We start from the raw sequence: 22305 nt of genomic DNA, 5'->3' as shown, positions 1-22305 counted from the left end.
GCACCCTACTTCAGCCCGTCAGCCGAGCGTGTCGCGGATCTGCCGTGCGGCCGTGTCGAGGGTCTGGCGGACCTCCTCCAGGCGTTCGCGGGTGAGCTGGCTCTCCGACGCCTCCTCGCGCACCTGCCCCACGAAGTCGGCCAGCATGCCGCCGAGCTCGTTGTCCAGCTCGACCCGGTTGGGGGAGACGCCGCCGATCGTGGTCCAGATGTCGCCCCAGATGCGCCGCCACTCGTGCTTGAGCCGCTCGCTCTCGCCCTGCCACGAGCTCACGTTCTGGGTCCACTGGCGCTTCTGCTCCTCCTTGAGGCGCCGCATGTCGGCCTTCTGCCCGGTACGCACGTCCTTGGCCATCTTCGTCAGCTCCTCGCGGAGCGACTTGACGGTGTCGCGGACGTCCTCCTTGACCTCGCGGGCGATGTCGCGGACCGAGGCGGAGATCTCCTGCTCCAGGTCGGCCAGTTCGTCGAGGCGCTCGTCGAGCTCTTCGCGGCCCTTGTCGGTGATGGAGAAGACCTTCTTGCCGTCTACTACCTCGTGGGTGACCAGGCCCTCCTCCTCCAGGCGGGCCAGACGCGGGTAGATGGTGCCGGGGGAGGGCGAGTAGACGCCGAGGAAACGGTCCTGGAGGAGGCGGATCACCTCGTAGCCGTGACGGGGGCTCTCTTCCAGCAGCTTGAGCAGGTACAGGCGCAGGCGGCCGTGACCGAAGACGGGGCTCATTCCTTCTCTCCCTTGAGCAGCGCGACCTCGCCGGAGACGGTGGTCACCGTGAGCGAGGCCATGCCGCCGCCGAGCCGTCCCGACATCGACTGCGAGCCGGGCTTGCTTTGGTTGACGAGCCGGTCGAAGGTGCTGACGACGCGGCCGGAGGTCGAGCGGACGGCGACGTCGGCCTCGACGTTCTCCGGCAGCCTGACCAGGATGCCGCCCGAGACGCTGTTGAGCGTCACGTGGCCGGTGGGCCGCAGCGCCAGGTCGGCGGTGATGCGGCCGGACACGGTGTTGGCTTTCAGCCGTCGTGGTATCCCGTCGGCGACGGTGAGGTCACCGGAGATGCTCTTGAACGCCAGGTCACCGGCCATCGCGCGGCTCTCGACATCGCCGGAGACGGTGGTGGCGCTCACGTCGCCGCTCACGCCGTCGAGCACGATCTCGCCGGAGACGCTCCTGACCTGCGTCTGCCGCTCGAACCCGGCGACCACGGCGGGCGCGGAGACGACTCCCGCGTTGACCCTGCAGGTCTTCGGCACGGTGAGCGTCAGCACCGAGCGCCGCTTGTCGCGGCGCAGCCAGCCGAGCAGGCCGTCCCAGGTGAGGTCCTTGTAGGTGACGCTGAGCTCTTGGGCCTCCTCGTCATAGGTGACGATCAGCGGCGAGGCCGACTCGACCTCGGACACCTCCAGCACCGGCGGTCCGTCGCTGGCCAGCACGTTGAGCTTGCCCGCGACGATGCGCACGTCCAGCGCCGTCACGGGGCCGAACGTGAGCTCTTCGGGCCCGTCGATAGTCCACTGAGCCATGACCCCTCCGCGTTAGGTTTCCTCCATACACGATATGTCGCGTCAAGCCAAAACTCAAGATGTATCGCGTTTGCTCGCGAGGTCGCGCCTACTCGTCGTCGTCATCCAGCCGGGCCAGCCACGTGGCCAGACGCTCCACGGGCGTCTCGAACTCCGGGTTGAGATCGACGAACTCCTTCAGCCGCTCCCCGAGCCAGAGGATGCTGACCTCCTCCTCGCCGCGGCGCTCGACGAGCTCCTCGATCCCCCGATCGGTGAAGTACATGGTGCTCCGTTCTAACAGAAAGCCCCCGCCGGAGCGGGGGCTTCCAGGTGGAATCGACTAGCCGAAGAGCTCGTGCACGATCTCCTCGAGCTCCTTGTCGTGAGCGGCGTGGGAGCCGGTCGCGGGGGAGCTGTTGGGGGTGCGCGAGACCCGGCGGAGGGCACGGCCGCCGAGCAGCTGCGGGTCCTCCGCCAGCTTCAGCGTGAGGTACGGCCACGGCCCCATGTTGACCGGCTCGTCCTGGGCCCAGAACAGCTCGGCCTGCCCGCCGTACCGGGAGAGCTCGGCGGTGAGCTCCTCGGCCGGGAACGGGTAGAGGCGCTCCAGACGGACGATCGCGACATCCTCGCGGCCTGCCGCGTCACGACCCGCCGCCAGGTCGTAGTAGAGCTTGCCGGAGGTCAGCACGACCTTGGTGACCTTCGACGGGTCGACGGTGGTGTCGCCGATGACCGGCTGGAAGGTGCCCGAGGTGAAGTCGGCCGCCTTCGAGGTCGCCTTCTTGTGCCGCAGCAGCGACTTGGGCGTGAAGACCACCATCGGCTTGTGCCGCCCGGACTCCACCTGCCACCTGAGGAGGTGGAAGTAGTTGGCCGGGGTGGTGGGCTGCACGACCGTCATGTTGTCCAGGGCGCAGACCTGCAGGAAGCGCTCGATCCGGGCGCTGGAGTGGTCGGGCCCCTGGCCCTCGTAGCCGTGCGGCAGCAGCAGGACGACGCCCGACTTCTGGCCCCACTTCTGCTCACCGGACGAGATGAACTCGTCGATGATCGTCTGTGCGCCGTTGACGAAGTCGCCGAACTGGGCCTCCCACGCCACGAGGGCGTCGGGGCGGACCACGCTGTAGCCGTACTCGAAGCCCAGCGCCGCGAACTCGCTGAGCAGCGAGTCGTAGACGTAGAACTTCGTGGTGCCGTGGTTGAAGGTCTTCAGCGGGGTGTGGTCCTCGCCGGTCATCCTGTCGACCAGCACCGCGTGGCGCTGGGTGAAGGTGCCGCGGCGGGTGTCCTGGCCGACGAAGCGGACCGGATGGCCGTCGATGAGCAGGGAGCCGATCGCCAGCGCCTCACCCATGGACCAGTCGATCGCGTCCTGCTCGACCATCTGGCCACGCCGCTGCAGCACCGGCGACAGGCGCGGGTGCACGGTGAAGCCCTCGGGCAGGTTGAGCTGGGTGTCGACGATGCGCTTGAGCGTCTCGTCGGTGATCGCCGTGGGCGTGTCCGTGTGCGACCACTTGATCACCTCGGTCGGCGGCACGCGCAGCTCGCCGGAGTCCTGACGCGGCTGCTTGGCCGCCTCGCGGACCTCGGTGAACGCCTGCTCCAGCTTGGCCTGGTAGTCGCGCAGCGCCGACTCGGCCTCTTCGACCGTGATGTCGCCGCGGCCGATCAGGGCCTCGGTGTAGAGCTTGCGCGTGGAGCGCTTGGCGTCGATGAGGTCGTACATCAGCGGCTGGGTGAAGGCGGGGTTGTCGCCCTCGTTGTGGCCGCGGCGGCGGTAGCAGATCAGGTCGATGACCACGTCCTTGCGGAACGCCTGACGGTACTCGTAGGCCAGCTGGCCCACGCGGACCACGGCCTCCGGGTCGTCGCCGTTGACGTGGAAGATCGGGGCCTGGATCATCCTGGCCACGTCGGTGGCGTACACGCTGCTTCGGGAGGAAGCGGGCGAGGTCGTGAAGCCGACCTGGTTGTTGACCACGATGTGGATCGAGCCGCCGGTGCGGTAGCCGCGCAGCTGCGACAGGTTGAGCGTCTCGGCCACGACGCCCTGGCCGGCGAAGGCCGCGTCGCCGTGGATGAGGACGGGCAGGACGGTGAAGCCCTCCTCGCCCCGCTCCAGGAGGTCCTGCTTGGCGCGTACGACGCCTTCGAGCACCGGGTCGACCGCCTCCAGGTGGGAGGGGTTGGCCACGACCGAGGCGGTGATGGTCTTGCCGCCGGGTGCGGTGAAGGTGCCGGAGGCGCCCAGGTGGTACTTCACGTCGCCGGAGCCGTGGGCGGTCCGCGGGTCGATGTTGCCCTCGAACTCGGTGAAGATCTGCCCGTAGGACTTGCCGACGATGTTGGCGAGCACGTTGAGCCGGCCGCGGTGGGCCATGCCGATGACGACCTCGTCGAGGTCCTGGTCGGCGGCGTCGCTGATCACCGAGTCGAGCAGCGGGATCAGGGACTCGCCGCCCTCCAGGGAGAAGCGCTTCTGGCCGACGAACTTCGTCTGCAGGAACGTCTCGAACGCCTCGGCGGTGTTGAGCCGGCCGAGGATGTTGAGCTGCTCCTCGCGGTCGGGCGAGGCGTGGGCCATCTCCACCCGCGCCTGTATCCAGGACCGTTCCTCCGGGCTCTGGATGTGCATGTACTCGATGCCGACGGTGCGGCAGTACGAATCGCGCAGCACGCCCAGGATCTCGCGCAGCTTCATCAGCGGGCGGCCGCCGAAACCGCCGGTCGCGAACTCGCGCTCCAGGTCCCACAGCGTCAGGCCGTGCGACTGGATGTCGAGGTCGGGGTGCTTGCGCTGCTTGTACTCCAGCGGGTCGGTCTCGGCCATGAGGTGGCCGCGTACCCGGTAGGCGTGGATCAGCTCGATCACCCGCGCCGACTTGGAGACGTCGTCGTCGTGGGAGGCGGAGATGTCCTGGACCCAGCGGACCGGCTCGTAGGGGATCCGCAGCGCCTCGAAGATCTCGTCGTAGAAGCCGTTCTCGCCCAGCAGCAACCGGTGGATCTGCCGCAGGAAGTCGCCCGACTGGGCGCCCTGGATGATCCGGTGGTCGTAGGTGCTGGTCAGCGTCATGACCTTGGAGACCGCCAGCCTCGACAGGGTGTCGGGGGCGGCGCCTTGGTACTCGGCCGGATACTCCATGGCGCCCACGCCGATGATCGTGCCCTGGCCGGGCATCAGGCGTGGCACGGAGTGGACGGTGCCGATCGTGCCGGGGTTGGTCAGCGAGATCGTGGTGCCGGCGAAGTCGTCGACGCCCAGCTTGTTGCCGCGCGCCTTGCGGACGATGTCCTCGTAGGCCATCCAGAACTGGCGGAAGTCCATGTCGTCGGCCGCCTTGATGGACGGCACGAGGAGCTGGCGCTCACCGTTGCTCTTCTGGACGTCGATGGCCAGACCGAAGTTCACGTGCTCCGGCTTGACCAGCGTCGGCTTGCCTTCGACCTCGGTGTAGGAGAAGTTCATCTCCGGCATGGCCTTCAGCGCCTTGACGATCGCGAATCCGATCAGGTGCGTGAAGGAGACCTTGCCGCCGCGTCCCCGCTTGAGGTGATTGTTGATCACGATGCGGTTGTCGATGAGCAACTTGGCCGGAATGGCCCGGACGCTCGTCGCCGTCGGTACCGACAGCGACAGGTCCATGTTGGCCGCCGTACGGGCCGCGGCGCCGCGCAACTTGACCTCTTCGGCGCCCTTGGGCACCGCAGCGGCCGGCTGCTTCGGCTTCTCGGCCGCGGGCGCCGGGGTGGCCGGCGCCTTGGCGGGAGCTGGTGCGGGGGCGGGCGCGGTTGTAGTGCCGTTCGCCGCCTCCCTGGCCGGGGTTCGGCCCGGTCCGTAGTCAGGGTTGTAGTCAGCGAAGAAGTTCCACCAGGCCTTGTCCACAGACTCGGGATCCTGGAGGTACTTCTGGTACAGCTCGTCGACAAGCCACTCGTTTTGCCCAAAGCTTGCCAGCGGGTTTGACCGCGACGACTCAGACGACACGGCGGAAATCGCCCTCTTCCGCAGATCGGCGTTGATGTTAGAGAACCGGTCCAAGGCTACTCGCACAGACCGGCAGAGCGCGCCGGAGAGACCACCGCGCCCCGCCTGATCCTCTCAGGAGAGTCCAAAGAGGTCACGTCCCCCTAGTCAATCCAGGTGGTGCAGCCAATATTACTGTTTGGTCTCAACAGGCTGACAGGAGGTTTAGTTCCCGGCGGAGATGACTCTGCTGGTGATCCGCACGCCGGGGGAGAGCTCGGTCACGAGTTCCGCCAGTTCCTCGCCGGCGACCTTGAGCTCCTCCAGCGTCATCGGCTCCAGGCGCTCCAGCAGGAACAGGCCGTTGACCGTCTCCTCGGTCAGCCGGGTGCGCGCCACCTGACGCCAGTTCCACCGCCGGCAGGTGACGCCGAGGTCGTCGCGCCAGATCACCTCGCCGGGTTCCGGCGTGCCGAGCGCCTCCTCCGACGCCTCGTCGCCGCTCGCCCTGATCAGCCGGGCGGGGCCCGCGTACCGGTCGAGGTCCTCGCCGCCGATCGGCAGCGCGTGGGTGACGCTCACGGAGTTGTAGGCGTCGACGATCCGGTTGATCTCCGGCAGCGGCAGCCTGCGGGTCAGCGCGTCGACGCTCGGGCGCGTGCGCTGGGGCTTGGCGCCGAACGCGCGGTAGGCGTCCTTCCAGGCGTCGATCTTCTCGCTCTGAACGGCCCGCGCCGAAGCCTCGGCCAGCCAGCCGCGCGCCCGCTCGTCCGTGGGCCCGTTCTTCATGCCGTGGGCCGTCATGACCAGGACCGCGAAGTCGGGACGGAGCTCGAAGATCGCCTCGTCCACCCGGATGTGCTCAATCATGCCTGGCAGCTTAGGTGGCCAATTCGCAAAAATCACTTTGCAAAATTGTCTTTGCGGATTATCGTCGAGGCATGGAAGAGGGATACCGGATCACCGATCCCGAAGTGCTCAAGGCGGTCGCGCACCCGCTGCGGGTCCGGATGCTGGGCATGCTGCGCGCCGACGGCCCCGCGACCGCCAGCCAGCTGGCCAGGCGGGTCGGCGAGAGCTCGGGATCGACCAGCTACCACCTGCGCGAGCTGGCCAAGTACGGCTTCATCGAGGAGGACCCCTCCGCGGACGGCAGAGAACGCCGCTGGCGCGCCCGCCACCACTACACGAGCTGGGACAACGTCCAGATGGGCGCCACCCCCCAGGGCCGCGAGGCCCTGAAGATCATGAAGATGCGCCAGGTGGAGGCGCTCGTCCGCGCCATCGAGCGCTTCGACGAGAGCGATTGGTCCATCGCGTGGGTCGAGGCGGGCGGCATGACCGACATCCTGGCCAGGCTTCCGCCCGCCGGGCTGCGCGAGTTCTTCGAGCGCTCCGACGCCCTGATCACCGAGCTGGAAGAGCGCTACGCCGACGACCCCGAGACCGTGCAGGCGCACGTGTTCCTCGCCGGATACCCCAGAAGGGAACTGGACGCGTGACTCCCTTAAGCGCGCGCCGCCGCTACGCCCTCGTCAGCTTCCTCACCTGGCTGCCGCCCGGACTGATGATGGCCCCGATGGTGCTGCTGATGACCGAGCGGGGGCTCAGCCTGCCGCAGGTCGGCCTGACCGTGACCGTCTTCTCCGTCGTGACGATCGCGCTGGAACTGCCGACCGGCGGCCTGTCGGACGTGATCGGCCGGCGCACGGTCCTGGCCGCCTCGGCCGCCGTCAGCGTGCTCGCGATGGTGACGATGGCCTTCGCCACCACCCTCGGGGTGTTCCTGGCCGCCGCCGTGCTCAAGGGCGTGGCCAGAGCGCTCTCCAGCGGCCCCGCGGAGGCCTGGTACGTCGACACCCTCCACGCCGCCCAGGGCCCCGCCGCCGATCTGCGCCCGGGACTGGCCAGGGGCAACGCGATGGGCTCCGTGGCCCTGTGCGCCGGCATGCTGGCCGGCGGCGTCCTGCCGCTGGCCGTGCCGCCCGGCGCTCCCGTCCTCCCGCTCGCCGCGCCGGCGCTGGCCGCCGCGCTGGCCGCCGCCGTACTCCTCGTCGTGGTCCTGCTCGCCCTTCCGGAACCGCCGCACCCGCGCCGCTCGATCGGCGGCGTGCTGCGCGAGGTGCCGCTCACCGTGGCCGCCGGGCTGCGCCTGGCCACCGGCGGGCCGCAACTGCGCCGCCTCATGCTCTACGCGGTCGCCAACGGCGTCGCCCTCACCGCCGTCGAGCTGCTGACCCCCGGACGCCTGGCCGACCTCGCCGGTACGGCCGAGCGCGGCACCACCGCCTATGCCCTCGTGGCCGCCGTCGGCTTCGCGGGCAGCGCGGCGGGATCGTCGTTCGGACCGGCGCTGGCCAGGATCGCCGGCGGCAACGCCAGGGGCGCGAGCGCCGGCGTCGTGCTCGCGGCGCTGTCACTCGGCGCGCTGGCCGCCACCGCCGGGCTGGACGGGGCACCGGGCCTGGTGAGCGCCGGGATCGCCTATGTGCTGATGTTCACCGGGATCAGCGCCACCGGCCTCCTGGCCCAGACCATGACGCACAACGCGGTCACCGCCGCCGAACGCACCACCGTCACCTCGATCGGCTCCCTGTCGCTGCAGGCCGGCGGCGCGCTGTCCAACATGGCGCTGGGCCTGCTCGCCGCGGGCTCGGGAGTGGCCGCTGCCTGGGGCCTGGTGGCCTTCGTGCTGCTGCTGTCGAGCCTGCTGTTCGTCCGGCTGCCGGAGCGTGTGAGGGAGGCGGTGTGAACGCGACCTCCGCCGCCCGCCGGTACGCGCTGGTCAGCTTCCTGACCTGGCTGCCGGCCGGGCTGATGATCGCCCCGCTGGTCCTGCTCATGCTCGACCGGGGGCTGACGATCGTGCAGGTGGGCGTGGTCATGACCGTGTACTCACTGGTCATCGCCGTGCTCGAGCTGCCGACCGGCGGGCTCGCCGACGTGGTGGGGCGGCGGGCGGTGCTCGCGGTCGCCGCGGCCTGCACCGCCCTGTCACTGGGGCTGCTGGTGCCGGCCGACTCGTTCTGGGAGTTCGTACTGGCCTGCGGGGTCCTCGGGGTGTCCAGGGCGCTGTCCAGCGGGCCCGCGGAGGCCTGGTACGTCGACACCCTGCACGCGATCGAGGGGCCCGAGGCGGATCTGCGTCCGGGGCTGGCGCGCGGGCACGTGATGGAGGACGTCGCGCTGGGCGTCGGCGTGCTGGCCGGCGGCTTCGTGCCGCTCCTGAATCCGCCGCTGGGTCTGCCCGCGCTGGCCGTGCCGCCGCTGGCCGGGGCCGTGGCGGCGCTGGTGTGGCTGGGTGTCGTGCTGGTGGCGCTGCCGGAGCCGCCCCATCCCCGGGTGCCCCTGGGCGAGGTGCTGCGCGGCGTGCCGCTCACCGTGGCCTCGGGGGTGCGCGTGGCGGTGCGTGACGGGGTGCTGCGGCGGCTCGTGCTGCTGTCGGCGGTGGTGGGGATGGCGCTGACCTGCGTCGAACTGCTGGTGCCCGGTCATCTGGCCGGGCTCACCGGCTCGGCCGAGTTCGGGGCCACCGCCTACGCGGTCGTGGCGGCGGTGGGGTTCGCGGGCGGCGCGCTCGGCAGCGGTCTGGCTCCCGCGCTCGCGAGAAGACTGGCCGGGCGGGAAGCCGTCGCGAGCGGCGACAAGGGCGGGGAAGCCGTCGTGAGCGGTGCCAGGGGTTCTGTGCGCGGGGCGGTCGCCGGGCTGGTGCTCTCGGGGCTCGCGCTGGCGGGCCTGGCCCTGTCCGCGCTGTTCGCCGGCGCGTCCGGGGTGGGCTCCGTCGTGCTTGCGGGGCTGCCGTACGCGGTGCTCTTCGCCGGGCTGGGCGCGTACGGCGTGCTGCGGGCGGAACTCGGCCATCACCGGGTCACCGCCGCGGAGCGGGCCACGATGGCCTCGGCCGGGTCGCTGGCCGGTTCCGGCGGCGCCGCGCTGGCCAACCTGACGCTGGCGCCCCTGGCCATGGGCCTGGGGACGTCGGCCGCCTGGTGGCTGGTGGCGGCGGTGGTGCTGCTGTCGAGCCTGCTGTTCTTCCGCCTGCCGATCAAGGAGCGGACGGCGGCGTGAGCCGGTCACAGCCACCCGTGCCGCTTGGCCAGCTGGTAGGCCTCGGCGCGGGTGGCGGTGCCGAGCTTGGCGACGGCGGCGGCCAGGTAGTTGCGGACGGTGCCGTTGGACAGGTGCGTACGGCGGGCGATCACCGCGACCGGCGTGTCCAGTTCGGCCAGGCGCAGCACGTCCAGTTCGCGCGGGGTGAGCGGGCACTCGGGGGCGGTCAGGGCGTCGGCCGCCAGTTCGGGGTCCACGTAGCGGGCGCCGCCGTGTACGCGCCTGATGACGTCGGCCAGCGCGCCGCCGGGTGCGCCCTTGGGGAGGAAGCCGCTGGCTCCGGCGTCGAGGGCGCGCTTGAGGAGGGGCGGCCTGCCGTACCCGGTGAGGATGATCACTCGGCAGGACGGGAGCACGGCGGCCAGCTCGGCGCTGACCTCGAGCCCGCCGAGGGCGGGCATCTCCAGGTCGACCACGGCCACGTCGGGGCGGTGGGACAGCGCGGCCTGGACGGCGGCGCGGCCGTCGGGGGCCTGCGCGACCACCTCCAGGTCGGGTTCCAGCCCCAGCAGCGCGGCCAGCGCCGTGCGGATGAGCTCCTCGTCGTCGGCGAGCAGGACCTTGATCACCTGAGGGTCGCCTCCAGGGTGAACACGCCGCCTTCGAGGCGGGTGTGGAGTGTGCCGCCGGACTCGGCCAGCCGGTCGGCCAGGCCCCGCAGACCGGACGAATGGGGGTCGGCCGGGCGCTCGGCGGCGCCGTCGTTGGCCACGGTGACGCCGTCGGGGCCGACCTCGATGGTGCACCAGGTGGCCTTGCTGTGGCGCAGGACGTTCGTGCCGGCCTCGCGCACGACGGGCGCGAGGCGGGCCGCGACGTCCTGCGGGAGGTCCTGCTCGGGCAGGGTCGCGGTGCAGCGCACGCCCGAGGAGCGGAGCACCTGCTCGATCGCGGTGATCTGCGCGCGCAGATCGACCTCCCGATACCCGTGTACGGCCCGCCGCAGGTCGCTCAGCGCCGCGGCGGCCAGCCTGCGCAGGTCCGCGGCCTCCTCGGCGGCGCGGCCGGGATCGCGCTCGGCCAGTTCCGCCTTGAGCGCGATGACCGACAGGTCGTGCCCGAGCAGGTCGTGCACGTCGCGGGCGAAGCGCAGGCGTTCCTCGGCGGCGGCCAGCTTGACCTGCGCCTTCCTGCCCTCGTCGGCCTCGACGAGCAGCGTCCACAGCCACAGGTGCAGGCCGCTGGCGGCCACGAGGCAGAGCCCGATCCCGACGGTGATCGTGAAGTAGCCGATGTCGCCGTGCCACCAGGTCAGCAGCGCGGCGGCGACGAGCGTCGCGGCGACGGTGGTGACGGCGACCGACCGGCGGCCGAGCACCGGCGCGGTCGCCAGGATCGAGGCGCCGATCCAGGCCCACGACTCCCACCGGCCCGCTTCGGGCGTGGCGGCGAGGGGCCCGACCAGCGGGACGGAGGCGAGAGCGGTCACGCCGAAGGTCTGGGCGAGCCGGTGCTGGATGTTCCTGGAGATGCCGGGCGTGACGGTCGCGTACAGCAGAGCGGCCTGCGCGGCGGCGAAGAGCAGTGTGCCCGTGGCGCCGAGCACCGCGCGGACCGGATCGGGCTCTCTGAACACCCCGATGCCCGGCAGGATCAGGCTGGACATCACCGCCATGCTGAGCGTCGCCAGGGTGGCGAGCCGCGCGCGGCGCAGGCGTACGTGCACGGGCGTGATTCTAGGCGCGGTTGTCATGCTTCAACGGTCGGGCCGGGCGCGCGCAAAGGGCAGATGCGGAGCGCATGATGCCGCCATTAGAATATGATTCTGTAACAATGGGTGAATGGCTAAGTTTGTGGTGACCCCCGCCAACGAGGAACAGCGCGCCGCCTGGCAGAGCAGAGTGGCGATGCCGGAGGTCGAGCGGGTCCGGCCCGGATTGTGGTCGATCCCGGTGCCGATCCCGATCAATCCCCTGCGATACGTGCTGGTCTACGCGTTGGAGCTGCCCGGCGGGGTGGTGATCGTCGACGCGGGCTGGAACACCGACGAGGCCTACCGGGCGCTCTGCGACGGGCTGTCGGTGGCGGGCTACTCGATCACCGACGTCAAGGGTGTGCTGGTCACCCACATCCACCCCGACCACTACGGCCTGGCCGGCCGCGTGCGCGAGAGCAGCGGCGCCTGGATCGCCCTGCACCCGGCCGACGCGAACCTTCTGCACGACCGCTACGACGACGGCGCCATCGACGCGCTGGTGGAGAAGGAACGCCGCATCCTCGTACGCTCCGGCGTGCCCCGGCTGACCCTCGACGAGCTGGCCGGAGCGTCGATGATGATCAGGCACATGGTCTCCATGGCCAAGCCCGACCGCCTGGTGGAGGACGGCGAAGCGCTCGGCCTGCCCGGCTGGGACCTGCGGGCGATCTGGACGCCCGGACATTCGCCCGGCCACCTGTGCTTCGTCTCGCCCGAGCGCCGGATCCTGTTCTCCGGCGACCACGTGCTCGCCAAGATCACCCCGATCGTCGCCGTGCACCCGCAGTCGGGGCCGAATCCACTGGCCGACTACCTCGACTCGCTGGCCGCCGTGCGCAAGTGGGACGTGGACGAGGTGCTGCCCGCCCACGAGTACCGCTTCCTCGAACTGGCCGAGCGCGTGGACCACGTGATGCTCCACCACGAGGAGCGGCTGGCCGAGATCGAGGCCGTGGCCGCCGACGTGGCCTCGGGGATCTCCTGCTGGGACATCGCCACGCGGCTCACGTGGTCGCGGCCGTGGGAGACGATCCCGCCGTTCATGCGCCGCTCGGCCAACAACGAGACGCTGGCGCACCTGGTGTGGCTGGAGTCGCGCGGACGGCTGCGCCGTATCGCGGGTGACGTGGACCTCTGGGTGCCCGCCTGATATTTCATGTATATCAAGTAGGAAATGTTGACTACGTCGAATCTCCCGCGTAGCGTCGTCGTCATGAGCCCGGATTTGACCCGGCGCGCGCATGTCGACTTCTGCCGCGTCGTCAGCGCCCAGTGTCAGTGATCACAATCTTTCGCTCCCTGACCCTCGATCGCCTCGGGAGGGCGCTCGATGAAGATCCAGATCAACCATGTGACCAAACACTTCGGCTCTCTCACCGTCCTGTCGGACATCACCTTTGACGTACGGCAGGGCGAGTTCCTGACCATCGCCGGCCCCGGCGGATGCGGCAAGTCGACCCTCCTCGACCTGATCGGCGGCCTGCTCAAGCCGAGCGCCGGCGAGATCCTCCTCGACGGCGCGCCGCCGGCCGGCACCGGGTTCGACCGCGGCGTCGTGCTCCAGCAGCACGCGCTGTTCCCCTGGCGCACCGCGCTGGGCAACGTGGAGTTCGGGCTGGAGGCCACGGCCGTGCCGCGCGGCGAGCGGGCCGGTCTGGCGCGTCATTGCCTCGGCCTGGTCGGGCTCGGCGCCCTCGGCGACCGCTACCCGCACGAACTGACCGCCGGCACGCGCCAGCGCGTGGCCATCGCCAGGAGCCTCGCCTACGACCCCGACGTGCTGCTCATGGACGAGCCGTTCGCGGCGCTCGACACTCGGACTCGTTCCTCGCTGCGCGAGGACCTGCTGTCGGTCTGGGAGAAGACCGGCAAGACCATGGTTCTCGCCACCCGGTCCCTGGACGAGGCCGCCTACCTGGGCCGGCGGGTCGCCATCCTGACCTCGTCGCCGGGCCGCGTCCTGTCCCTTCACGACACGCAGCCCCTCCGCGAGGGGGCGGGCTCCCTTGCCTAGGCCGTCGCCGGTCGCCCCCGGCCTCGCCACCTCTTCTCGACGACGACGGCCCCATCGCGCCCGGCGTCCCCGCTTCCGCCGCGCTCGGGGCGGCGGAACCGGCGAACGCCGGCGCGAGCACCACGTGGAGGACCCCTTGAGCATGCATCTGAACGCCTTTCTCATGGGCGTCGGCCATCACGAGGCCGCCTGGCGGCACCCGCTGACCGACCCCGGCCGCATCACCGACATCCGCCACTACGAGGAACTGGCCAGGATCGCCGAACGCGGCAAGCTCGACTCGCTGTTCCTGGCCGACGGGCTGGCGTTGTGGGGCGACGTGCGGCACAACGCGCTCGGCGGGCTGGAGCCGCTGACCCTGCTGTCGGCGCTGGCCACGGTGACCGAGCACATCGGGTTGATCGCGACCGTGTCGACGACGTACAACGAGCCGTTCCACGTGGCGCGCAAGTTCGCCTCGCTGGACCACATCAGCGGCGGCCGGGCCGGTTGGAACATCGTGACCTCCGCGGGGGAGGCCGAGGCCAGGAACTTCGGCATCGAGCGGCCCGCGCACAGCGTGCGGTACCACCGGGCGGAGGAGTTCCTGGAGGTGGCCGACGCCCTGTGGAGCAGCTGGGCCGAGGGCGCCGTGATCAATGACCGGGCAAACGGGATTTACGCCGATAAATCAAGCATTGGGCCGATTAATCACTCTGGAACGCACTTCACCGTCCAAGGGCCGCTGAACGTCCAGCGCTCGCCCCAGGGACGGCCGCTGCTGGTGCAGGCGGGCTCGTCGGAGGACGGCAAGGAGTTCGCCGCCAGGTTCGCCGAAGCGGTCTTCACCGCCCAGCAGACCCTGGAAGACGCCCAGGAGTTCTACGCGGACCTGAAGGGGCGGCTGCCCGCCTATGGGCGCACGCCGTACCAGCTGAAGATTCTTCCCGGCATCTCGCCCATCATCGGCTCGACCGAGCGTGAGGCGCTGCAGCGGGAGAAGGAGCTCGAAGACCTCATCACTCCCGCGTACGGCCTGCGCCAGCTCTCCAACATCTTCGGCGCCGACCTGACCGGCCACCCCCTCGACGGGCCGCTGCCGGAACTGCCGCCCAACCCCGACGGCCAGCAGAGCCGCATCAAGCTCGTGCGCGACCTGGCCGACCGGGAGGGGCTCACGCTGCGCGGCATCATCAGCCGCCTGGCCGGAGGACGCGGTCACCGGGTGGTCGTCGGCACCCCCGAGCAGATCGCCGACCAGCTCCAGGAGTGGTACCAGAACGGCGCCGCCGACGGCTTCAACATCATGCCCCCGTACCTGCCCGCCGGGCTGGCCGACTTCGTCGACCTGGTCGTGCCCGAGTTGCAGGTGCGCGGGTTGTTCCGTGCCGAGTACGACGGGCGCACGCTGCGCGAGCGCTACGGCCTGTCCCTGGCGGAGGTCTCATGAGCATCGTGACGGTCGTCGGCAACCCAAGGGCCGGTTCCAGGACGTACGGCGCGGCGGTGGCGGCCGCCGCCGCGATCGCGGACCGGCTGGGCGGATCTGGCGGGTTCGGCGGGTTCGGCGGTGGGGCTTCGGAGTTCGGCGGCGGGGACGGGCACCAGGCCGAGGTGGTGGACCTGTCCGCGCTGGCGCCCGTGATCCTGGACCCGGGCCCGCACGCGGCCCTGGAGGTCGCACTCGAACTCGTGGCCTCCGCCTCCGTCGTCGTCTTCGCCAGCCCGACCTACAAGGCCACCTACACCGGCCTGCTCAAGGCGTTCGTCGACCGGTTCCCGCCGGACGCGCTGGCCGGCAAGACCGCGCTGCCCGTCCTCGTCATGGGCGACCCGCGGCACGCGCTGGCGGTCGAGACCCACTTCCGTCCGCTCCTGGTCGAGCTGGGCGCGCACGTGCCCACCCCCGGGCTTGCCCTCCTGGAGTCCGAACTGCCCGGCGAGGACGTCATCGCGCGCTGGGCCGACCGGGTGGGGCCGCAGATCGTGACAAGACAGGAGGCGCTCAGATGACGGCCCACGCGTACGAGCCCGGTTATGGCGTGGACGTCGACGGGTTCCGTACCGCGCTGGCCCAGCACGCGGCGGGGGTCGTGATCGTCACCGCCCGCCCGGAGGGCGTCCCGGTCGGCCTGACCGCGACGTCGTTCTCCTCCGTCAGCCTCGAACCGCCGCTGGTCTCCTTCTACGTCGACCGTTCCTCCACCACCTGGCCGTGGCTGCGGCTGGCCGACCACTTCGCCGTCAACGTCCTGGCCGGCAACCAGCACGACCTGGCCACCCGCTTCGCCCGCCGCGGCATCGACCGCTTCGCCGGGCCGACCCGCTGGCACCCCGGGCCCTTCGAGACGCCGTTGCTGGACGACGTGGCCGCCCACCTGATCTGCGTGCCGCACACGACCGTGGACATCGGCGACCACACGCTGGTGGTGGGGTTGGTGGTGGAGTGCGCGGCCGGGGTCAACCGGCCCCTCCTGTACCACCGCGGCCGCTACGGCCGTTTCCTCCCGCACTAAGGGACTCCGCCCGAGGGCCGGGCGGGCTGAGGGGGCCCGGACGAAGGCTGGCGGCCCGGCCCCCTCAGCACTTCACCACCTCAGACCCGGGGCTGTCCGGGCTTGGACGGCCTTTCGGACCCGGCCGGCCCGGGACCCGGACAGCGCCGGGCCTGAGGAACTCCATGCCCCGACCTTGGGGGCAGGGCCGGCGCAGACCTGGGTCTGGGAGGCACCCAGGTCTGCGCCGCCCGATGGCCGTGCCACGCGGACCGGACAACCACGAAACCCGAACACCCCAGGGCGTCGAGCGGGCCCGAGCCTCGTGTGGCGCAGGGGCGGATGGGCTGGGGAGCCGGGGCGAGGCGGGTGGGGTCAGGCGAGGCGGGCGAGGCCGCGGGCGGTGGGGAGGGGGAGGTCGAGGAGGGTGCGGATGCCGGGCTTGGCTGACACCACGGCGGGGATGGAGTTGACGGCGTGAGAGGCGGCCGCGGCCAGGCCGTGGGAGACCTCCTCCACCGACACCGTCATCTGCGGCACCCCCTCGATGTGGATCGAGAACCCGGGATCGGGCCAGCGCCGTACCTTGGCGGCGTCGGCCTTGTAGACCACTTCGATGGTCATGAAGGGCCGCCCGCGTACCAGACCGCTGAAGACCCAGCGCGAGGCGCAGACGGTGCCCTCGCTCACCAGCCCGGCGGCGATCTCGAACTCCTCCGTCGCCAGCTCGAACTCGTCGCTCTCCTCCACCTCGTCCAGTTGGACGCCGAGCGCGTCGGCCACGAGCTGGGCGCTCTCGGCGAACAGCGAGCGCTGGAAGGCCCGGTACGGCCGGACCGCGGCGATGTAGTCCTTGGCCGATCGTGTGAACCCGACCAGGTCGACGACGATCTGCCGGGACGGGTGGCCGCGGAAGTCGGACGACTCGCGCACGTAGATGTGGTCGACCCTGGACGAGAGTCCGCTCAGCGCCAGGGGCAGGAAGTCGCTCATGAAGCCGGGGTTCACGCCGGTGCCGTGGAGCGAGGTGCCGCCTTCCGCGCAGGCGGTCTCGATGCGGTGGACGACGCCGGGGCCGTAGGACTTGGGGTAGACGAAGCCGGTCGTGGTGATGACGTTCTTGCCGGAGGCCAGCAGGGCGCAGATCGTCTCCAGGTCGGCGGCCTGGTCGGCGCCGAAGTACGAGGCGGGCAGCGGCATGTGCAGGACGCAGTCGGCGTCGGTGGCCAGGATGCGTTCGACGTCGTCGGTGCAGGTGACGCCGGTGCGGGGGAGCGCGACGAGGTCTCCGGCATCCTTGCCGGTCTTGTCGGGGTCGTAGACGAGCACACCCGCCAGCTCTAACTCTGGTCTGCTGAGCACGCTTCGCAGCGCGTAGCGACCAACAGCGCCGGTGGCCCATTGGACCACGCGGATTGCGGGCATGGAGAGCCTCCAAGCCGGATGGAGGGCGGGCGCAGAGCCCAGAACTCTAGCAGAAAAAGACCTGTCTGATCACTATCCGCGACGATCAAACCCTCCGTGATCGCCGGCACCCCTTCTCCGGAAGGAGGGGGCGGGTACTAGAATGTTGTTCTCTTTAACCGAGGTCGACGAGGTGGAGGTTCGATGCTTCGGTTCGATGACAGGGTCGCGATCATCACGGGGGCCGGACACGGTCTGGGCAGGTCACACGCGCTGCTGCTGGCGGAGCGGGGCGCGAAGGTGGTGGTCAACGACCTCGGCGGAGCACTGGACGGCACCGGGGCCTCGACCGGGCCCGCCGCGGACGTGGTCGAGCTCATCCAGAAGAACGGCGGGCAGGCCGTCGCCAGCACCGACAACGTGGCCACGCCGGAGGGCGCCCAGGCGATCGTGCGCACGGCGGTCGAGGCGTTCGGCGGCGTGGACGTCGTCGTCAACAACGCGGGCATCCTGCGTGACAAGTCGTTCGGGAAGATGACGGTGGAGGAGTTCGACGGCGTGCTGGCCGTGCACGTACGCGGCTCCTACCTGGTCAGCCAGGCGGCGTACCCCTATATGAAGGAGGCCGGATACGGCCGCGTCGTCAACACCTCCTCGCCGGCCGGGCTGTTCGGCAACTTCGGGCAGGCCAACTACTCCACCGCGAAGATGGGCCTGGTCGGCCTGACCAAGACGCTCGGGATCGAGGGCGCGCGCAACGGCATCAAGGCCAACGCCATCGCCCCGATCGCCTGGACCCGCATGACCGAGGCGCTGCTGCCGGCCGAGTTCGAGGCGAAGTTCACGCCGGAGCGGGTGAGCGCGCTGGTCGCCTACCTGGCCCACGACTCGTGCGAGGCGTCGGGCGAGGTGTTCAGCGTGGGCGGCGGCCGGGTGGCGCGCGTGTTCGTGGCCGAGGGTCCCGGCTGGAAGTCCGACGACCTCTCGCCCGAGGCGATCGCCGACAACTGGGCGGCGGTGATGACGGAGCAGCCGTACGTGCTGACGGCGGGCGACTCCATGAAGGCCATGCTCTGAGAAGCGAAGATCCCCAGCGGGCCTCCCCGGCGGGGGCCCGCTTTCCATGTCCCGGGGCCGAAGGATGTTCCGTTAGAAGCCGGTGATTCGAGGAAGAAATAATCGCGGCAGTTACGGTCACGACTCGCCTGCTCGCGAAGGGTACCCATGGAGCCTCCCTCCCGGCTGCGCTCGTTAGGGATCGCCGCCTTGTCGCCGCTGGTGCTGTGCGGCTTCGCGCTGGCGCCGGGGATCGTGGGGATGGTCGTCGTCGGCGTGCTCAGGGTGCTGCCGTCGGGCTCCGACATGCTGGCGGTGTGGCTGGGCTGCCTGGCCGCCGTGATCGGGCTGCACGCGTGGGCGGTGCTGGCGACGTTGCGCCGGCGCAGGACGCCCTGGCTGCCGCTGGCCGGGCAGGTGGCGCTGACGGTGACTCCGCTCCTCTACTGGACGGGGTGGGCACCGGTCACCGTACTGCTGACCGGGACGCTGCTGGTGGTGGCCGAGAGGAAACGGTCCTGGACGCTGGTGGTCGTGGCGCTGGGGTGCGGGCCGGTGATGCTGAGCGTGGTCGACCAGCCGTGGCTGCTCGCGGCGCCGGTGGTGGGGTTCGCCGAGTACGCGGTGGTCAGCCTGACCGTGCGGGCGCACTCGCTGCGGGCCGTACTGACCGACCAGGTCTGTCGCGCGGTCGAGGACGAGCGGCACCGGCTGACCCGTGACCTGCACGACCTCGTGGGCCACCGGCTGACGCTGCTGATCCTGCGGATCGAGCTGGCGCAGCGGCAACTGGAGAAGAACAGCGAGCGGGGGCGCGAGGAACTGGACGAGGCTCTGGAGCTCGTGCGCGGGGTGACCGAGGACGTGCGCTCGGTGGCGCACCTGGGCCGCAGTTACTCCCTGGAGACCGAGCTGAGCTCGGCCCGCTCGGTGCTGGAGTCGGCAGGGCTGAGCTGCCACGTCCACGTCGCCTGCGGCGGGCTCCCGCAGTCGGCCATCCAGGTGCTGACCTACGTCCTGCGCGAGGGCGTGACCAACATCCTGCGGCACACGACCGCCCGTGAATGCTCGATCCAGGTTCTGGAGGAGGGCGGCATGGTGTTGCTGTCGATACTCAACGACGGCGCCAAGAAGCCGCGCCACCAGCCGGGCCAGGGGCTGCGGAACCTGAGGGAGCGGGTCGTCGAGTACGGCGGCTGGTTCGAGGCCAGGGCCATGCACCACGGCCGATTTAGAATGTCAGTATATATTCCGGGGAATTCCAACTAATCGCCTGTGAAACCTTCACAAATGGCTGTGTGGTCTTCCTACCTGCTGATGATTCGTGTAACTAGACGAATAGCCCCGTCAGCTCGCATTCTCTAGAGGTGTTCCCACCAGGGAGGCGGGCTTGATGGAGCAGTACGAGATGTATTGTCTGGCGGATCCAGTCTTTTATGACGTGCTGGACGAGCGGAAGTCGCCGGACGCTCTTTTCCCCGTCGCCCGCCGCCCGGTGCCCGACGGCTGGACCCATCACCCCACCGACACCTGGATGTACTACGCGCCGGTCAACGAGGAGCCGTTGCCGGCCCAGGGATGGAAGATCCACGTCTCCGCCCGGGTGGACGACGCCGAGAAGGCGCTCTCCGCCGTCTGGGACTACTGCGTGCCCCGCGGCGTGGCCTTCAAGTTTCTGCGCGGCCTGCCGGTGCTGGTGATGCTCGGCTCCAAGGCCGCGTCCCGCGCCTCCAGCGGCAAGCTCGTCACCATCTACCCGCGTGACGAGGCCCAGCTCGAACTCGTGCTCAAGGAGCTCAACGAGCTGCTGCGCGGGGTCAAGGGCCCCTACATCCTGAGCGACCTGCGCTACGGCGACGGCCCCCTGTTCGTCCGGTACGGCGGCTTCGCCGAGCGCCACTGCCTGTCCGAGAGCGGCGAGCGTGTGCTGGCCGTCGAGGACGGCGAGGGAAACCTGGTGCCGGACGTGCGGAACGCGGTGTTCTCCGTGCCGCCCTGGACGAGCCTGCCCGACTTCCTCCAGCCCCACCTGGACGTCAGGAACGCGGTCAAGCTGGACGGCCTGCCGTACAAGGTGGAGAGTGTCCTGCACTTCTCCAACGGCGGCGGCGTCTACCTCGCCGCGGACCTGCGGACCGGCGCGCGCGTCGTGCTCAAGGAGGCCAGGCCGCACGCAGGGCTCGACGCGGCCGGACGGGACGCGGTGGCGCGGCTCGGGCACGAGCGCGACATGCTGGCGCGGCTGGCCGGCCTGGACGCCTCCCCCGCGCTCATCGACCACTTCGAGCTGGGCGAGCACCACTTCCTCGTGCAGGAGTTCGTGGAGGCCACGACGCTGCAGCGCAGGCTGGTCCACCGCTATCCGCTGACCAGGGCGACCTGTACGGCCGCCGACATGGAGGAGTACACCGCCTGGGCGCTGGAGACCCTCGCCCAGGTGGACGCGGCGGTGCGCTCGCTGCACGGGCGCGGGGTCGTCTTCGGCGACCTGCACCCGGACAACATCCTGCTCACCGACGACGGCCGGATCGTGCTGATCGACTACGAGGTCGCCACGCTCGTCGAGGACGGCGCCCGCGCCGCCCTGGCCCACCCCGCCTTCGTCGCCCCGCAGGAGCGGCAGGGAGTGGAGGTCGACGAGTACGCGCTGGCGTGCCTGCGGATGGCGTTGTTCGCGCCCCAGTGCACGATCATGCAGCCGCTCCACCACGGCAAGGTGCGCCACCTGGGCGCGATCGTGACGGAGACGTTCGGCGCCGACCTCGGCGAGGCGGTCGAGACGATCGCCGGCGGCGCGACCTGGACACCCCCGCCGCTCCCCGGCGAGGACCCCTGGCCGCGGGTACGCGACGCGCTGGCCAAGGCCATCACCGCGAGCGCGACACCCGAGCGCGACGACCGGCTCTTCCCCGGCGATCCGGCGCAGTTCAAGCCGGGCGGGGGCCTCGGGCTGGCCCATGGCGCGGCCGGTGTGCTCTACGCGCTGGTCAACGCGGGCTGCGAGCCGGTGCACGAGGACTGGCTGCGCGAGCGGGCGACCAAGCCGGCGCCGGGTTCCGGCCTCGGGTTGTACGACGGGCTGCACGGCATCGCGCACGTCCTCGACCTGCTGGGCCACCGCCAGGACGCGCTCGACGTGGCCGACATCGTGCTGCGCGAGAAATGGGAAGGCCTGGAGGCGTCCCTCTTCTCCGGCCTGTCGGGCATCGGGCTGAACCTCTTCCACCTCGGCCTGGACGAACCGGCCAACCGCGCCGTGGAGCTGTGCGCCGGCCGCCTCGACGTCGAGGTGCCCGAGATCAGCGGCGGCACGAACCCGCACGCCGGGCTCATGAACGGCTTCACCGGCCCCGCGCTGCTCTTCGTCCACGCCTACGAACGCACCGGCGACTCCTGCCTGCTCGACCTGGCCGAGAAGGCGCTCCGCCTGGACCTGCGGCGCTGCCGTACCGCGGAGGACGGCTCGCTCCAGGTCAACCAGGGCTGGCGGCTGCTGCCCTACCTCGACGAGGGGTCGGCCGGCATCGCTATGGTCCTCGAACGTTACCTGCGCCACCGGCCCTCCTCCGAGCTCGCTCCCGAGCTGGAGAAGCTGCGGCTGGTCGCGCGATCAGGCTTCTTCGTGCAGTCGGGCCTGTTCACCGGCCGCGCCGGCATCCTCGCCGCCTTCGGGAAGGGCACGCGCGATCTGCGCTGGCACGCCCTGCCGTACGGCGGGGGCCTGGCCTTCCCCGGTGATCAGCTGCTGCGGCTGTCCATGGATCTGGCTACAGGAAGCGCGGGTGTGCTACTCGCTCTGGCAACGGCGGTGCCGGAGCCGCGGGCTCACCTCCCCTTCCTGGAGTCACCTGCCCGAGACGAGCACAGGAAGGAGGTGTAGACACCATGACTCTCCTCGACCTTCAGGGCCTGGAGGCACCGGCAAGCAGCGACGTCGCCAGCGGCGGCAGCACGCTTACCATCCTTTCGTGCCACTCCGGCAAGCCGAGCAACCTCAGCGTCGCTCTGTGCCACTAAGAAAGTGAATGGGGTCCCGGGGCGTCTGCAAAGGACGTCCCGGGATTCCGGGTTTT

General features: G+C 70.5%; 20 protein-coding genes. 12 read left to right on the top strand and 8 right to left on the bottom strand.

Going from position 1 to position 22305, the window contains the following annotated elements; all coding sequences use genetic code 11:
- Positions 1–18: 18 nt before the first annotated feature.
- The 5 genes from ACIBHY_RS50525 to ACIBHY_RS50505 all read right to left on the bottom strand — a co-directional run bounded on the left by ACIBHY_RS50525 (position 19) and on the right by ACIBHY_RS50505 (position 6348).
- The gene (locus tag ACIBHY_RS50525) at positions 19–723 is read right to left on the bottom strand and encodes a PadR family transcriptional regulator (protein ID WP_397258067.1); all 705 of its coding nucleotides are present in this window, start codon (positions 721–723) and stop codon (positions 19–21) included.
- Entirely contained in the window at positions 720–1523 is an 804-nt protein-coding gene (locus ACIBHY_RS50520) for a DUF4097 family beta strand repeat-containing protein (protein WP_397258065.1), read from the bottom strand. The genes ACIBHY_RS50525 and ACIBHY_RS50520 overlap by 4 nt, the downstream gene beginning before the upstream one ends.
- Before the next feature lie 88 nt (positions 1524–1611).
- Positions 1612–1788 carry a DUF6104 family protein gene (locus tag ACIBHY_RS50515; RefSeq protein WP_184972535.1) on the bottom strand — a complete coding sequence of 59 codons (177 nt, stop codon included), beginning with the start codon at positions 1786–1788 and terminating at the stop codon, positions 1612–1614.
- 57 nt (positions 1789–1845) lie between these two features.
- Positions 1846–5499 (bottom strand): multifunctional oxoglutarate decarboxylase/oxoglutarate dehydrogenase thiamine pyrophosphate-binding subunit/dihydrolipoyllysine-residue succinyltransferase subunit, encoded by a 3654-nt coding sequence (locus ACIBHY_RS50510; protein WP_397258064.1) that lies wholly within the window; start codon positions 5497–5499, stop codon positions 1846–1848.
- Between the two features lie 204 nt (positions 5500–5703).
- Entirely contained in the window at positions 5704–6348 is a 645-nt protein-coding gene (locus tag ACIBHY_RS50505) for a B3/4 domain-containing protein (RefSeq protein ID WP_397310558.1), read from the bottom strand.
- 71 nt (positions 6349–6419) lie between these two features.
- Here ACIBHY_RS50505 and ACIBHY_RS50500 point away from each other — a divergent pair, with 71 nt between their 5' ends.
- From ACIBHY_RS50500 to ACIBHY_RS50490, 3 genes are read left to right on the top strand one after another with little or no spacing between them, the layout of a single operon-like run.
- On the top strand, positions 6420–6980 hold the full coding sequence (locus ACIBHY_RS50500) for an ArsR/SmtB family transcription factor (RefSeq protein ID WP_397258060.1): 561 nt from the start codon (positions 6420–6422) through the stop codon (positions 6978–6980).
- Complete coding sequence (locus ACIBHY_RS50495; RefSeq protein ID WP_397258058.1) at positions 6977–8230, top strand: MFS transporter; 1254 nt, start codon at positions 6977–6979, stop codon at positions 8228–8230. The genes ACIBHY_RS50500 and ACIBHY_RS50495 overlap by 4 nt, the downstream gene beginning before the upstream one ends.
- Entirely contained in the window at positions 8227–9546 is a 1320-nt protein-coding gene (locus ACIBHY_RS50490; RefSeq protein ID WP_397258056.1) for an MFS transporter, read from the top strand. Before ACIBHY_RS50495 ends, ACIBHY_RS50490 begins: the two co-directional genes overlap by 4 nt.
- 5 nt (positions 9547–9551) lie before the next feature.
- Here ACIBHY_RS50490 and ACIBHY_RS50485 read toward each other — a convergent pair whose 3' ends face one another.
- The gene (locus ACIBHY_RS50485; protein ID WP_397258054.1) at positions 9552–10157 is read right to left on the bottom strand and encodes a DNA-binding response regulator; all 606 of its coding nucleotides are present in this window, start codon (positions 10155–10157) and stop codon (positions 9552–9554) included.
- The gene (locus tag ACIBHY_RS50480; RefSeq protein ID WP_397258052.1) at positions 10154–11254 is read right to left on the bottom strand and encodes a sensor histidine kinase; all 1101 of its coding nucleotides are present in this window, start codon (positions 11252–11254) and stop codon (positions 10154–10156) included. The genes ACIBHY_RS50485 and ACIBHY_RS50480 overlap by 4 nt, the downstream gene beginning before the upstream one ends.
- A gap of 115 nt (positions 11255–11369) precedes the next feature.
- On the opposite strand from ACIBHY_RS50480, the gene ACIBHY_RS50475 reads away from it, so the two are divergent.
- The 5 genes from ACIBHY_RS50475 to ACIBHY_RS50455 all read left to right on the top strand — a co-directional run bounded on the left by ACIBHY_RS50475 (position 11370) and on the right by ACIBHY_RS50455 (position 15793).
- Entirely contained in the window at positions 11370–12434 is a 1065-nt protein-coding gene (locus ACIBHY_RS50475) for an MBL fold metallo-hydrolase (RefSeq protein WP_397310557.1), read from the top strand.
- Between the two features lie 180 nt (positions 12435–12614).
- The gene (locus ACIBHY_RS50470) at positions 12615–13298 is read left to right on the top strand and encodes an ABC transporter ATP-binding protein (protein ID WP_397310556.1); all 684 of its coding nucleotides are present in this window, start codon (positions 12615–12617) and stop codon (positions 13296–13298) included.
- A gap of 142 nt (positions 13299–13440) precedes the next feature.
- Positions 13441–14727, top strand: coding sequence for an LLM class flavin-dependent oxidoreductase (locus tag ACIBHY_RS50465; RefSeq protein ID WP_397310581.1), 1287 nt, complete (start codon positions 13441–13443; stop codon positions 14725–14727).
- Positions 14724–15290, top strand: coding sequence for an NADPH-dependent FMN reductase (locus ACIBHY_RS50460; RefSeq protein WP_397258046.1), 567 nt, complete (start codon positions 14724–14726; stop codon positions 15288–15290). Before ACIBHY_RS50465 ends, ACIBHY_RS50460 begins: the two co-directional genes overlap by 4 nt.
- Positions 15287–15793: a flavin reductase family protein gene (locus ACIBHY_RS50455; RefSeq protein WP_397258044.1), complete on the top strand. Its 507-nt coding sequence runs from the start codon at positions 15287–15289 to the stop codon at positions 15791–15793. Before ACIBHY_RS50460 ends, ACIBHY_RS50455 begins: the two co-directional genes overlap by 4 nt.
- Before the next feature lie 354 nt (positions 15794–16147).
- Here ACIBHY_RS50455 and ACIBHY_RS50450 read toward each other — a convergent pair whose 3' ends face one another.
- Positions 16148–17197 carry a dihydrodipicolinate reductase gene (locus ACIBHY_RS50450; protein ID WP_397258042.1) on the bottom strand — a complete coding sequence of 350 codons (1050 nt, stop codon included), beginning with the start codon at positions 17195–17197 and terminating at the stop codon, positions 16148–16150.
- A gap of 183 nt (positions 17198–17380) precedes the next feature.
- On the opposite strand from ACIBHY_RS50450, the gene ACIBHY_RS50445 reads away from it, so the two are divergent.
- The 4 genes from ACIBHY_RS50445 (at position 17381) to ACIBHY_RS50430 (ending at position 22249) form a co-directional block, all read left to right on the top strand.
- Entirely contained in the window at positions 17381–18253 is an 873-nt protein-coding gene (locus ACIBHY_RS50445) for an SDR family oxidoreductase (RefSeq protein ID WP_397258040.1), read from the top strand.
- A 147-nt stretch (positions 18254–18400) separates the two neighbouring features.
- On the top strand, positions 18401–19501 hold the full coding sequence (locus ACIBHY_RS50440; protein WP_397258038.1) for a sensor histidine kinase: 1101 nt from the start codon (positions 18401–18403) through the stop codon (positions 19499–19501).
- 124 nt (positions 19502–19625) lie between these two features.
- A complete protein-coding gene (gene lanKC / locus ACIBHY_RS50435) occupies positions 19626–22112 on the top strand; it encodes a class III lanthionine synthetase LanKC (RefSeq protein ID WP_397310580.1) in 2487 nt (828 codons plus the stop codon).
- Between the two features lie 5 nt (positions 22113–22117).
- On the top strand, positions 22118–22249 hold the full coding sequence (locus ACIBHY_RS50430; protein WP_397108348.1) for a SapB/AmfS family lanthipeptide: 132 nt from the start codon (positions 22118–22120) through the stop codon (positions 22247–22249).
- The last annotated feature ends 56 nt before the right edge of the window (positions 22250–22305 follow it).

Source organism: Nonomuraea sp. NPDC050547, from assembly GCF_044457345.1.
In the GTDB taxonomy this organism is placed as follows: Bacteria; Actinomycetota; Actinomycetes; order Streptosporangiales; family Streptosporangiaceae; genus Nonomuraea.
Note: the sequence above shows the minus strand (reverse complement) of the source record. Positions and strands in the feature narration are given on the sequence as shown.